Annotated in this window: 13 protein-coding genes; 7 read left to right on the top strand and 6 right to left on the bottom strand. The window is 38.8% G+C overall.

All coding sequences use genetic code 11. The annotated features are described in order from the left end of the window. Positions 1–7: 7 nt before the first annotated feature. The 3 genes from F9U64_RS13855 (at position 8) to F9U64_RS13845 (ending at position 3,259) form a co-directional block, all read left to right on the top strand. Positions 8–811 (top strand): glycerophosphodiester phosphodiesterase, encoded by an 804-nt coding sequence (locus tag F9U64_RS13855; protein ID WP_228275728.1) that lies wholly within the window; start codon positions 8–10, stop codon positions 809–811. 436 nt (positions 812–1,247) lie between these two features. Next, complete coding sequence (locus F9U64_RS13850; RefSeq protein WP_153404704.1) at positions 1,248–1,544, top strand: phasin family protein; 297 nt, start codon at positions 1,248–1,250, stop codon at positions 1,542–1,544. A gap of 59 nt (positions 1,545–1,603) precedes the next feature. Continuing rightward, positions 1,604–3,259 (top strand): ABC1 kinase family protein, encoded by a 1,656-nt coding sequence (locus F9U64_RS13845; protein ID WP_153404702.1) that lies wholly within the window; start codon positions 1,604–1,606, stop codon positions 3,257–3,259. A gap of 25 nt (positions 3,260–3,284) precedes the next feature. Here F9U64_RS13845 and F9U64_RS13840 read toward each other — a convergent pair whose 3' ends face one another. Next, positions 3,285–3,716, bottom strand: a complete 432-nt coding sequence (locus tag F9U64_RS13840) for a MarR family winged helix-turn-helix transcriptional regulator (RefSeq protein ID WP_153404699.1) — start codon at positions 3,714–3,716, stop codon at positions 3,285–3,287. Between the two features lie 127 nt (positions 3,717–3,843). On the opposite strand from F9U64_RS13840, the gene F9U64_RS13835 reads away from it, so the two are divergent. Continuing rightward, positions 3,844–5,076, top strand: coding sequence for an MFS transporter (locus tag F9U64_RS13835; protein ID WP_153404696.1), 1,233 nt, complete (start codon positions 3,844–3,846; stop codon positions 5,074–5,076). A gap of 77 nt (positions 5,077–5,153) precedes the next feature. Here F9U64_RS13835 and F9U64_RS13830 read toward each other — a convergent pair whose 3' ends face one another. Beyond that, entirely contained in the window at positions 5,154–5,447 is a 294-nt protein-coding gene (locus tag F9U64_RS13830; RefSeq protein WP_153404693.1) for a phospholipase A2 family protein, read from the bottom strand. 166 nt (positions 5,448–5,613) lie between these two features. On the opposite strand from F9U64_RS13830, the gene F9U64_RS13825 reads away from it, so the two are divergent. After that, positions 5,614–7,665, top strand: a complete 2,052-nt coding sequence (locus F9U64_RS13825; RefSeq protein ID WP_153404691.1) for a catalase — start codon at positions 5,614–5,616, stop codon at positions 7,663–7,665. 161 nt (positions 7,666–7,826) lie between these two features. Here F9U64_RS13825 and F9U64_RS13820 read toward each other — a convergent pair whose 3' ends face one another. From F9U64_RS13820 to F9U64_RS13805, 4 genes are all read right to left on the bottom strand, one after another. Continuing rightward, complete coding sequence (locus F9U64_RS13820; protein WP_153404688.1) at positions 7,827–8,006, bottom strand: hypothetical protein; 180 nt, start codon at positions 8,004–8,006, stop codon at positions 7,827–7,829. Between the two features lie 173 nt (positions 8,007–8,179). Beyond that, positions 8,180–9,046 carry an SDR family oxidoreductase gene (locus tag F9U64_RS13815; protein WP_153404685.1) on the bottom strand — a complete coding sequence of 289 codons (867 nt, stop codon included), beginning with the start codon at positions 9,044–9,046 and terminating at the stop codon, positions 8,180–8,182. A gap of 164 nt (positions 9,047–9,210) precedes the next feature. After that, positions 9,211–9,843, bottom strand: coding sequence for an SIMPL domain-containing protein (locus F9U64_RS13810; RefSeq protein ID WP_194287377.1), 633 nt, complete (start codon positions 9,841–9,843; stop codon positions 9,211–9,213). An 83-nt stretch (positions 9,844–9,926) separates the two neighbouring features. Then, positions 9,927–10,640, bottom strand: a complete 714-nt coding sequence (locus F9U64_RS13805; RefSeq protein ID WP_153404680.1) for a DUF421 domain-containing protein — start codon at positions 10,638–10,640, stop codon at positions 9,927–9,929. Between the two features lie 307 nt (positions 10,641–10,947). Here F9U64_RS13805 and F9U64_RS13800 point away from each other — a divergent pair, with 307 nt between their 5' ends. Together F9U64_RS13800 and F9U64_RS13795 are read left to right on the top strand one after the other, a co-directional pair. Then, positions 10,948–12,531, top strand: a complete 1,584-nt coding sequence (locus tag F9U64_RS13800; protein WP_153404677.1) for a hypothetical protein — start codon at positions 10,948–10,950, stop codon at positions 12,529–12,531. A 131-nt stretch (positions 12,532–12,662) separates the two neighbouring features. Beyond that, positions 12,663–13,373, top strand: coding sequence for an EcsC family protein (locus F9U64_RS13795; RefSeq protein WP_153404674.1), 711 nt, complete (start codon positions 12,663–12,665; stop codon positions 13,371–13,373). The last annotated feature ends 189 nt before the right edge of the window (positions 13,374–13,562 follow it).

The following is a 13,562-nucleotide window of genomic DNA, read 5'->3' as shown; positions in this document are numbered from 1 at the left end:
TTCCTTCATGAAAAATTCATCTGAATCCCTTTTATCTGTCAATCGTATGATTAACATTGCCCACAGAGGTGCGTCAGGTCATGCTCCTGAACATACGATAAAGGCATATGAATTAGGAGAGAAGATGGGAGCGGATTACATAGAAATTGATTTGCAAATGACTAAAGATGGCGAATTAGTTGCCATGCATGATGCTGATATTGACCGCACAACAGACAAGACTGGCTTTGTCCATTCGTTTACATTAAAAGAACTGAAAGAAATGGATGCTGGTTCATGGTTTAACCTTGAATCTCCGGGAGCAGCACAAGAGGCTTACAAAGGGCTTAAGATCCCAACACTTCAAGAAGTATTTGAACATTTCGGATCAGATGCCAATTATTATATTGAAATAAAGCAGCCGGACGAATCTCCGGGAATGACGGCAGCCTTAATCAGGATATTGAAAGAGTATCAGCTTATACCAGCAGAGCGGGAGGGTGCCATCGTTATCCAATCGTTCAGTAAGGAAAGTTTACTGGAGATTCATCAACAAGAACCTGATCTCCCTCTTATTCAATTATTGAGCTACAAACAACCTGCACAAATAACGGAAAGGGAATTAAGTGAGCTGAGGGAATATGCAACAGGAATAGGAGTTAATTATCTCTATCTTAATGAATCTTTCATCAAAGATGTCCGTGAAGCAGACCTGTTACTCCATGCTTACACTGTTAACGAAAAACGAGAAATGAATGCATTAATAAACTGGGGAGTTACAGGAATATTTACTAACTACCCTGATCGATTGAGTGAAGTTTTAGGGAAATAAAAGAAGCGAAGTAGAGAGGATGGGACAAGAGTAGTTTGTCTGTTTATACTGTAATCCGAACACTGTTCGGATTATTTGTGTTTATGAAAACAGGATCTCTCATCCTCCACTTCATCTCAGATCCCTGCTTTGGAAGAGAGTCTTCTAAGCGGAGTTGATGTTCGTCCTAAACTTACCATAAGTGAGGCTGTCTTAACAGGATGATATTCGTTCCACTTATTAGTTTAGAAAACCCTAAAAAGCTGGGGAAAATGCGAGACTCCAGCGGGAACAGCACGAGCTGAAAATCCACTTGGGTATTTTTTGGTATGTATGTTTTTTATATTTAAGAAGAGGTAAAACCTATCCAACACGGGTTTTTAATGAAGTGTTTTTGGGTAGTGATTATTAAGGTTTAATTATGCGATAAGCTCAAAGATAAGGGAGGCGCTCACTGATGAAAGAAACATTCAGAAAAGGTGTATCGCTGGGCTTAGGTCTGGCTGCAGTAAGCAAGGAACAGGCAGAGAAAATAATCGATGAATTAATCAAAAAGGGAGAATTATCTAGAGAAGATTCAAATGATATCTTTGCCCAGTTAAGACAAAAAGGGGAAGAAAGCCAAGGGAAAATGGATGAAAAAGTAAAGCAGAAACTTCAGGCAATGTTAGACGATCTTGAAGTGGTAAGAAAAGATGATTTACGTGCGCTCGAACAGCGGCTGGCAGCATTAGAGCAAAAAATACATCCATAATGACAGAATGATCATAAGCAAAGGGGGTGGACAACATTTTTAGAGATAGAATCAGACACATGGATCGATACAGAGAAATTGCTGTAGCCTTTTCCAGAAACGGATTTGGTTTTTTTGTTAAAGAATTAGGCCTTGATCAGGTTTTTTCATTGCCCAGAAGAATTTTTATGCAAAAGAATCAGCAGAAACATCGGAAAACTGCCGGTGAGCGAATCCGGTCCTTTTTGGAAGAGCTTGGTCCCACCTTCATTAAACTAGGCCAGATGGCAAGTACGAGACCTGATTTAATTCCAAAGAATATCATAAAGGAATTAGAAAAGCTTCAGGATGGCATCAGGCCAATGGATAACGAAGATATTAACCGGATTATAGAACAGGAACTTGGTGCTCCTGCTGATAAAGTTTTTCAGAAATTTGATTTTAAGCCAGTTGGGGTTGCTTCCATCGGACAAGTTCATCAAGCTGTTTTAAAATCAGGACAGCAGGTGGCAGTCAAAGTTCAGCGACCAAATATTAAAAAATCGATACATACAGACATAGAGATTTTAAAAGAATTAGCTGAAAGAGCGGACCAGCGCGTTCATTGGGCAAGAAAATATCAGGTGAGAGAGATAGTCGAAGAATTGTCTGATGCGATCATTAGGGAATTAGATTTTGTCAGTGAAGGCCGTAATGCTGACCTTATGGCAAAACAATTTGAATCAGATGATCATATTATCATCCCTGATATTTATTGGGATTATACCACAAAAAGGGTATTAACAATGGAATATATTGATGGGATCAAAGTGAATGCAATCACTGAATTACAGGAAAAGGGATATGATACAAAACGATTAGCAGAAAGAATCATGCAGGCGGTCTACAAGCAGATTTTTAAAGAAGGGTTTTTCCATGGTGACCCGCATACTGGTAACTTACTGGCATTGCCTGGTGAGAAAATTGCCATGATTGACTTTGGGATGACAGGCAGGCTTTCTCAAGAGATGAAAACACAGTTGGCTCATTTATTGATTGCATTGGTAAGACAGAAATCTTCGGAAGTGATAAAGGCAGTTCAAAAAATGGGTGCTGTCAAGGATGGTGTTAATCATCATGTGCTCAGCGGGGATATTGATCAATTTCTAATCAAATATGATAACATATCGAAAAAACACATGAGACTTGGGGAATCCATAACAGATTTGTATGCTATTGCAAACAAACATGATATTGCGATTCCAACAGATCTAACATTAGTTGGCAAAGCAATTTTGACAATGGAAGGGGTTGTTGAGCAGCTGGACCCTGAGGCTGACATCGTGGGGACGGCTGAACCCTTTGGAAAAGAGTTAATCAAAGAACAATATCACCCAAAACAGTTAGCCGAAGATTTATTTGAACAGATCCAGGAATATGGGGATGTCATCCATGACTTACCAATAGCGGTAAAGGAACTGACAACATTAGTGAAGAAAAGAAAGCTGCCAATTCAAGTCAGCATCCCTGAGGCTGATTCATTCTTCAAAAAACTGGACAGGATAGGGAATCTGTTATCATTCAGTATTGTCTTATTAGCATTCAGCTTAATTATGGTAGGTTTAATCATTGGTTCTGCGTTAGGCAGACAGACCTCACTATTATGGGATATTCCGGCAATTGAAGTTGGATTTGTTATCGCGATGTTAATGTTCTCATGGATGATGTACTCGATATTTAAATCAGGACGCTTTTAGTACAGGGTTAGAGAATCCAAACAGTTCACCGTTTTGGATTCTCTTTTACATGCTCGTTATACTTCTTCAATAGTTTGCCGAAATTATATTGCTCTTCCTCTGACCAGCTTTCCATTATTCTTTCAAGTCTGTCAAACCGTCTTTGTTTATTCTCTTCCAGCTCCTTGATGCCTTTGTCTGTGATGGTATAGTAGTAAGACCTTTTATCTGCAGGATTCGGAACTCTCTCCACATATTTCTTTGCCTCAAGGGCTGCAGCTTGTCTGCTGATTGTTGATATATCAAGCTGAAGTTTTTCTGCCAGCTGTTTCACACCAGCCGGTCCATGTGATAGTAATAAGCGCAGCAATATATAGCCAGATCGCTCCAGACTATCGTTTCTTTTTTCTGATATAACAATTCTCCGAATAAGGTCGGTTAATTCCTGTTCAATTAATTCCAGCGATTTGTTGTTCACACAAGGTCCTCCTTGACTAATGTATCTGTTAAGTATTATAGCAGATTTGACACAATAACATAATTAGTTGTATGATACAATAATGTAATTGTATTATACAACCTTTTTTAGTTAGGAGAAGTTAAGAATGAATAAAAAAATAAATACGGCAGCAGAACTTCAAGTAAGTTCGGAAGGAAATATTCTGTCACAGCCAAAAGCAGTATGGGCTGTGTTTTTTGCTTGTATTATCGCATTTATGGGTCTTGGGCTGGTGGATCCGATCTTGCCTGCGATTGCGGACCAATTAGATGCAGCGCCAAGCCAGGTCACGCTGTTATTTACTAGTTATAATGCCGTAATGGCAATCGCGATGCTGATAACAGGGGCGATCACGTCACGAATTGGGATGAAAGGAACACTGCTTTCTGGAATTATTATTATTGCATTATTCTCCGCTTTAGGCGGCTTATCTAATGGTATTTGGGAACTGGTATTTCTCCGTGGCGGCTGGGGACTTGGGAATGCTTTATTTGTAGCAACCGCATTAACCGCTATCGTCACTCTGTCAACAAGCGGAAATGCAAAAGCCATTATTTTATATGAAGCAGCGATCGGACTGGGCATTTCTGTCGGACCGTTAATCGGCGGGGCTTTAGGTGCCATCTCATGGCGAGGTCCGTTTCTGGGTGTCGCTGCATTAATGGTGATTGCTTTCATAGGACTTACTGTGTTTATGCCGAAAGCAGCTGGTGGTAATCAGTCCAAAAATAAGAAAAGAATATCCATAATCGATCCATTGCGGGCATTAAAACATCGGTCTTTGCTTGTACTAGGCATTACGGCAGCACTCTATAATTTTGGCTTCTTTACATTGCTGGCATATTCTCCTTTTGTTTTGCACCTGGATGAGCATGGATTAGGTTATGTATTTCTGGGCTGGGGATTGTTGCTCGCCATCACCTCCGTTTTTATGGCACCAGTGTTACAAAAAAAATTCGGCACAATCAAATCAATTGGTGCAATGTTAACTTTGTTTGCACTTGTGTTACTTGTAATGGGAATATTTAATTCTACCAAATGGTTATTAATAGCGGCAGTTGTCATAGCTGGGGCACTGTTAGGAAATAATAATACCCTTATTACAACTGCTGTAATGAATGCAAGTCCTGTGGAACGTTCAACAGCTTCTGCGGCTTATAGTTTCCTGCGTTTTCTTGGTGGAGCTCTTGCCCCATTCCTGGCAGGTGAATTAGCAGAAAGGTTTAATTCAAGTGTACCTTTTTATGTTGGTGCCATTATTGTATTTTTATCTGTTTTGTACTTGTGGTTAAATCACAAACATATCGGACATGTTGATCAGATTAAGGGACAACATTAATGATGGAAGCTGCCTTCTCCTTATAATAGGAAAGGCAGCTTTCTCTTTTTTATCAACCTTTATCACTGAGTCTCCCTTTATTTCATCTTTCTTGTGGGATGACAGGTGAAGAATGTTTGCAGCTTCATATATTGATAGATAAGGTGGGCATGTCTGCCTTCTCTTGTAGTCATGTCTATTTTGGGCTGAAGTTTTGTTAGAAATGCTTGATCACATTCACACTTATTTTTACTATGTTGATAACAATAATCATGTTGCTTGCAAAGAGCATCAACACCATTCACCGGAGCTCCCTGTCCGCTGCACCCTGGACCACACCAATTATAGCCTCTTGGTATACAGATTTTCAGTCGTTTTTTTCTATGAGACAAAGAAATTCCTCCTTTTTTCTCTATTTTATGGGAACTTTAAAAAGCTTGTTTATGTCCTTTGCTTACATTATTACAAAAAGGTTAAGTTCCCTGAAAACTGGTTTGACTTCAACTTTCTGAGGGAAATAAGTTTAGGGGAAATATTCCTAAAGGGAGGAAGGACATGATGAGTAACGAGCGAAACGTAAATGGCGGCAATAGCAAAAAGGAACAATTAGAACAGTTTACTACAGATGACAGAAATCAGAAACTGACGACAAATCAAGGAGTAAAAGTATCTGAAGATGAATTTTCGCTAAAAGCTGGTGAACGTGGGCCAACATTAATGGAAGATTTCCATTTCCGTGAAAAAATGACTCACTTTGACCATGAAAGAATACCAGAACGAATCGTCCATGCTCGCGGTTTTGCCGCTCACGGGGAATTTCAAGTATATGAATCAATGAAAGAGTTCACCAAAGCAGGATTTCTGCAGGACCCTGGGAAAACAACGCCAGTATTTGTCCGCTTCTCAACAGTTGCAGGAAGCAGAGGATCTGGAGAGCTTGCAAGAGATGCAAGAGGGTTCGCTACAAAATTTTATACTGAAGAAGGTAACTATGATTTAGTAGGTAATAATATTCCGGTATTTTTCATTCAGGATGCAATGAAGTTTCCGGACTTTGTTCATGCAGTAAAGCCTGAACCACATAATGAAATGCCACAGGCTGCTTCAGCTCACGATACCTTTTGGGATTTTGTTGCAAATAACCAGGAATCAGCACATATGGTAATGTGGACAATGTCAGACAGGGCCATTCCGAGAAGTTTCCGAATGATGGAAGGGTTTGGTGTGCACACCTTCCGCTTTGTGAATGAAGCAGGCAAATCCCATTTTGTAAAGTTTCACTGGAAACCAGTTTTAGGTACACATTCTGTTGTTTGGGACGAAGCACAGAAGATTAATGGGAAAGATCCTGATTTTCACCGCCGTGATTTATGGGAAGCGATTGAAAATGGTGATTATCCCGAATTTGAATTAGGTGTGCAAATGGTTCCGGAAGAGGATGAATTCCGTTTTGACTTTGACATTTTAGATCCAACCAAATTATGGCCAGAGGAAGATGTACCAGTAAAGCTGATTGGGAAAATGACATTAAATCGCAATGTTGATAATGTCTTTGCCGAAACAGAACAGGTTGCCTTTCATCCAGGCCATGTTGTACCGGGCATTGATTTTTCTAATGATCCTTTATTACAAGGGCGTTTATTCTCTTATACTGATACACAATTAATCCGTTTGGGTGGCCCGAATTTTCACGAACTGCCAATCAATCGTCCTGTATGTCCATTTCATAACAATCAGCGTGACGGCTACGGCAGACAAACGATCAATCGAGGACCTGTGAGCTATCACAAAAATTCACTCGCACAAAATACACCAGCCACTTCTACAGAGGCAGAAGGCGGCTATAAGCATTATGAGGAAAAGGTAGAGGGGCATAAAATCCGTGCCCGCAGTGAAAGTTTTAAAGACCATTTCAGTCAGGCTACCCTTTTCTGGAACAGTATGTCAGACGCAGAGAAAGAACATATGATCCAGGCATTCAGTTTTGAATTAGGGAAAGTGGAAAGTAAGTCTGTTCAACAGCAAGTTGTGGACATGTTTGCAAATGTAAGCACAGAGTTAGCAAGAGGTTTTGCGAAAGCAATTGGCGCTGAATTGCCACAGGAACAATCAAATTCAGTAACAAAAGCATCTCCAGCACTTAGTCAGGAGAACACCACACACTCACCGAAAACAAGAAAAGTTGCTGTAATTGTAGGTGATGGTTTTAAAGATGGAGAAGTAATGGCAATTCTGGAAGACTTAAAGAATGAAGGATTACAGCCAGAAGTTGTCAGCGATCAATTAGGAAAAGTGATGGGAAGAGATAAAGCGGAATTAGAAGTTCAACATACTTTCTTAACAGCAGACTCTGTTCTGTTTGATGCAGTCTATATTATAGGCGGGAAAGAGGAAGATAAGGCATTTTATAAAAAAGCGACCTTGTTTATTTATGAAGCATTCTCACACTATAAAGCAATTGGTGCAACTGAGGAAGGCAGAAAATTGCTGAATGCAGCGGAAATGGACAAAAGCCCTGGAGTTATCATTGAAGATGATAAAAAATCCTTTGTGCCGAAGTTTGTTGACGCCATTGCTTCACACAGACATTGGGAGAGAGAAGTAGTTTAAAAAAAAGATATGAGAGTCTGATTACCGAACAATAATTTAATTTAAAAGTCCCAGCAATGGAAGTAAAATAATCCGGGCGATTCATTCAATCGCCCGGATTTCAGTATGGACACATAATGTCCCATCCTCTATCCACTTTTTGATGATAATCCTGCTGCATTTTATAGCTTTGATTTGACCTTATCAAGAAAACCTACTTTACCTGTACCTTCACATGTTTCACAGGCAAATTCTCCTTCACCGGCACATTCTTCACACTTATGAATTCCATAATCAATTCCTTCGCCTGAACAATCTGGACAACGCACTAATCCTACCCCATCACATTCTGTACACTTCATTACAATTCCTCCTTTGGATTTTTTAAAGTTGTACTGCAACAAGATGGTGATAATCTTTCCGTTAATCCTCCCTGACAATATCAGAGCTTTACAACGGTTATTGTTTAATTACCCCTTTATCTTAGTTATAATCCTAAACGAAGGAATTGTAATGTTCCTGTAATTATATCTTCTTAAGACGAGGTCCAGGAACCGCCATTAATATGGATGGTTTGCCCTGTCATATAAGAAGATTCATCAGAAGCCAACATCACATATGGCCATGCATGCTCTGACGGCTGTCCAGGTCTGCCCATTAAGCTGTCCTGACCAAATTCTTCCACACTATCCTCATCAAATGATGACGGAATTAATGGTGTCCAAACAGGCCCTGGTGCAACAGAGTTGGCTCGAATCCCTTTTTTAGCCAAATTTTGTGCAATACTTCTGATAAAGGCTGTTATCGCACCTTTTGTGGCTGAATAGTCAATTAACACAGGATGTCCTCTGTAAGAATTAATGGAAGAAGTACTAATAATCGTATCTCCAGCATTCATATTCCGCACAGCTGCTTTTGTTAAATAAAACTGGGAGAAGAAGTTTGTGCGAAATGTTTCCTCTAGTTGGTCATTAGAGATTTCTAATAAGTCTTCTCTCACAAATTGAACGGCTGCGTTATTAACAAGGATATTAATTTTGCCGAAATGATCGACTGTTTTTTTAACTAAATTTTCACAATGGTCAGGATCTTTAATATCACCAGGTAACAGAATGCATTCGCCACCTTCTTGCTCTACTAATCGTTTTGTTTCTTCTGCATCACTATCTTCATCAAGGTAGGCAATGGCAAGCTTCGCCCCTTCTTTTGCATAAAGAATGGATACAGCTCTGCCAATACCGCTGTCTCCGCCAGTAATTAAAGCGACTTTTCCTTTTAATTTGTCCGAACCTTTATAATCTGTCGGCTGGTGTGGCAATGGAGTCATTTCTGATTCAAAACCAGGCTGACGATCCTGTTTCTGTCTAGGTGTTCCTTCTTTTTGCATTTCATGTGGTTTCATAATTTTCTCCTCCTCTATATCTCATTTCTTTTTGTTTTTAAAATTATCCATGTATTTTTCATAACCGATATTTTGTGTTGATAAACATTTGTTTACAAAAAGAAATATTTAGAAAGATCGGAAGAGAAGGGAAACGGTGTTGGAAGAAAGGGTTAATGATCAACTTAAGTGAAGCAGTAAATCATTTTTACTTTAGCTTCGATTTCTAATTGCCCCGGGGACACGGGGACAGCTGCATTAGCAGAGAAGGAGGATTGATACGTTTTATATAGAGCGGGGGAGTCAGCTGGTATTTCTTTTATACTGACAGGCTGCAGGGATATGTTACGTGAAAGTGTATGGGATATGGTACTCGCCTTCTGGCTGCCGTTGTATAAAGCGGCTTGCAGTGCCTTTTGATAGTATTGATTTTCATCCGCTACTTGAAATTGGATATCAGAGATCTGATTTGCTCCATTAGTAACTGCTATGTCTATTATATTACCAATATGATCAACATTGTCTATTTGAACAGATATTCTGTTTGTTGCCTGATATCCTATTAATTGCTGGTTCCCGTCAATATATTCATACTGGGGAATGATGGAGACTTCAATTGTTTGTATCCTCTCTTGGGGAATTCCATAAGCTAATAGTGCCTGATAGACCTGCGTCATCCTGTTGTTGTTCTCTTGCTGCACAGCCTGAGCGCTTTTTCCTTCTGTTACGACCCCAAGCTGCACTGTGGCCTGGTCCGGAATGGCTGTAACAATTCCTGTACCATAAACAACAATGTTCGATGAATGAATTGGATGCATCTGCTCTCTCTCCATTCTAAATAGTAGTATATTGTTATTTATGGCAGAGTGAAATAAAATATGATAACGATTTTTTTCCTGCATCAGTGATAAATTGGCGGCAATTCTTTTGGCATATCATCATAAGCGCAGATGTGTAATTCTTGCAGTGAATTAATGCTTGCGAAAAAGATATCTTGTAAAGGGTGGTTATGAAGCTGGATTTGTTCTAGTAACCATGTTTCATCAAGCTCAAATGTGTCTAATACATTTGTATAAATTTTTCCTTCCACAATAACAGGATAGGAGATACAAGAGTTTTGCCCGGATATTTGCAGATCCTCTAATGTCACTCCTCTTTTTTTTCTGTTTTTCAATACACTTATTGATCCGTTTGCTTCAATAATGGCTGTCTCTACCTCACTAATATCAAATATTTCTTTTTGGCGTAACATTTGCAATATATTATCAATAGAAAAACCGATTTTCTTTATATTTTTCTGGATTAACATGCCTTCATGAACCACAATAATTGGTTCGAGGGTGATCTTATGTCCAAATGTACGGTTCTTTAATTTCAGGAAAGAAACGCTCTTTTGCAAAATACCAATTGCAATAATGGCAATAACTGTCGGGAAGTGCTTAATATTCGGGTCAGCAATATCTGCCCCAACAACGGAAGCTAAAGTAATAATAATGAGAAAATCAAAGACAGGCAACTCCGCAACTGCCCTTCTTCCCATAAATAATGTAATAATCAGCATAAGAGGGAGAATAGTAATTACTCTTCCGATAACTAACATGATATCCTCCAACATAGAACATTCCTCCATCCGTTCATGGTAATTCTTAGCATGTTTCATTAATCAGCAATCATACATAGAAAAAGCAAGAACAGCTAAGTTTTATTGCATCAGCTATTCATCAGTGGCTCACTGAATATCATAAGAGTTGCCAGAAAGATTTATATTGCAATGAAATATGGTATTATAAACCTATGAATAGGTCTTTAGTCATTAGTGAAATATTTGTGGCTTTATTGCAAAAGCAGGAGCAGGAATTTTTTGAAAAATAGCGAATTCTTTAACATTGTGTGTTGACAACGAGAAAAGGGGCGGGATAGCTGTGGGGCGAAGAGGAAGACCGACACTAAGGGGACAATTTATTAAAAGAATCCTTCTTGTCATACTATTTGTTGTGCTTACGATCGGAGCAATGCAACTTAATTTTATTCATAAACAAATAGAAGAAGGGATAAAGGAACAGGGAGAGATCATCTCAGACCGAATAGAGCAGGGAATTAAAGAAATGGATATAGCAAGTAAAGCAATTGAACAACAGATTGATTTAAACCTCATTTACTTATCCCGTTATATTGGCGAAAAACTTGGTGGCAAAAAGATAGAGGAAATAAGAGAAGAAGAATTAGTCTCCATACGTGAAGAGGCAGGTGTAGCCGGAATTTCATTAATTGTTCCCAGTGAGGCTGATGATTTTGTTGTAGCAAAGTCAAGTGAGCCTGAAGAAGTCGGCTTCAGCTTTAAAAAAGTGTCTAGTATTAACAAGAATCTCCATGCGATATTAAATGATAGAGTCCCTTCTGAACAAGACATCCTCAGCTATTATGATAAAGGAATGTATGTTTTATCAATTACTCAGTCAGATGCAAAGGAAACAGATATGTTCTTTAATAAGTATTCATATTACCATGTACAAGGGACTGACTATATTATTAATGCTTTTATTAAAACGAAAGAAATTCATCATTTCATTAATGATGTGGTGCCGGATGCATTAACAGAAGCAAATAATATAAATCCTTACATATTAGATATAGCCGTATTAGCTCCGCACGAATTTCAAAATTCGCCGCTTCAGGGCGGGTTATATTCTTCTCCTGTTTTATATGGTGAAATTAATTTATTTCAGCAAAGAGACAGACAGACGATTCTGGACTTATCAGTTAAACCTGAAAAAACAGGATATAATGCAGAAGTAGATGGAAAAAGAGTGTACAAGTCTTTTATCCCGACAGAAGGAGGAGAAGTGATTTATCTTGCTTTGGATTATGGAGAGTTAAGCGGGCCGCTTTACCGTCATTCAATATTACTCGTTATTTCTGGACTTCTTTCTATTCTATTATTATTTTTACTAACTACAACTTTCTTTAATCGTATTTTCCAAAACATCCAAACGATTAATACACAAGTTCAATTGCTGGGGACAGGAGATTTCACAGCTAAAAGTGTGATAAATGAGGAAAATGAATTCAGTCAGCTTTCCCAAAGTGCGAATAAGATGGTCAGGACTTTAAATCATGTATTGGAAGAAACGAGTAACAAGGCATATCAAACCCAACGGCTGGCGGTATTGTTAGAAGCTGATGCAGCCAAGTCTGTTGAGCATTTGTATACTGTCTCTATGAAGGAAACAAAGCAATTAAGAGAACAATTGGACGATATTATCGAATTTCTTGATCAATTAGAAGTGTATGTGAGAGAAAAAAATCAAGATTCTTCAACGGAAGATGTGGAAGAAGTCTATAAGAAAATGGAGACAATTCGCCAAATGTTGAAAGAGCAAACGGCAACCACAACTGATACTACCGTTGCGCTTGCAGACCTGTTGACATCATTGCATGGCCAGTCTTCCCAGCTTACCCACATCGCAGACAGCCTTTTAAAGCAAATATCCCGTTTTAAATTATAGAAAAAAGCCTTCACTATTGTCTGAAAAGTGAGGGCTTTTCTTACTAGTGAAATAAAACTTTTTTATGGTAAAAGCAGAAACCTTTTGTCTTATAGTGCGTAAATAAAATAAACCCTTAAGGAGATGACACGATGAATCAATATGAACAAACAGCATATCAAGAAATGCTGGACTGGGAATTAAAGTTACTGAAAAACAAAAGTTTAGTGCAATCTCTTTCCAAAAAGGCTCAAAATAAATTTAACAGTTTTATACCGGAGAAAGCACACCAGGTTGTGACGGAAGCAATAAAGCATATGGTGAAAGCAACCTTAACTGGTTCTGATTTTACAACAGCTAAAGGAAAAACAGATGGTTTAAGCTTAGAAGAAAAAGAAGCTTTAGTCCAGGCAAAGTTATCTTCCTACCGAAGAACAGCAGCAGTTGAAGGTGCTGGCACAGGTGCTGGAGGCATTTTGCTGGGATTGGCAGACTTTCCGCTTCTGCTGTCAATTAAGATGAAGTTCTTGTTTGAAGTTGCTGCATCTTATGGTTTTGATACAAAAGAATATGAAGAGCGGCTATTCCTCCTCCACGTATTTCAGCTGGCTTTCTCGAATGATGATAAACGACGGGAAACTTACCATATAGTGAGAAATTGGGAAGATGAAAAAGGGAAGTTACTCGACATGGACTGGCGCAGTTTCCAACAAGAATATCGTGATTATATTGACTTGGTAAAATTATTTCAAATGATACCTGGAATCGGTGCCGCTGTCGGTGCATATGCGAATTATAATTTGCTCGACCAGCTTGGGGTGACAGCGAAAAATTGTTATCGACTGAGAATTTTGACGGATTAAGCAAAGTGTATAGCAATTCTTCTGGACAAGTGAAAGTATTCTGGCTTAACCACCTTTCAATGCCAAAGCGCACTATCTTTGATCCGCTCAAGGCATTGAGAAGGTCTCTGAAAGTCAAGTCCTTTTTTATGTGTAAATATAGATACAATGTTAACAACCTAATTCACATAATACATATTTGTTCTTTTA

The sequence above is a fragment of the Gracilibacillus oryzae genome (assembly GCF_009498735.1).
Lineage (GTDB): Bacteria > Bacillota > Bacilli > Bacillales > Amphibacillaceae > Gracilibacillus > Gracilibacillus oryzae.
Note: the sequence above shows the minus strand (reverse complement) of the source record. Positions and strands in the feature narration are given on the sequence as shown.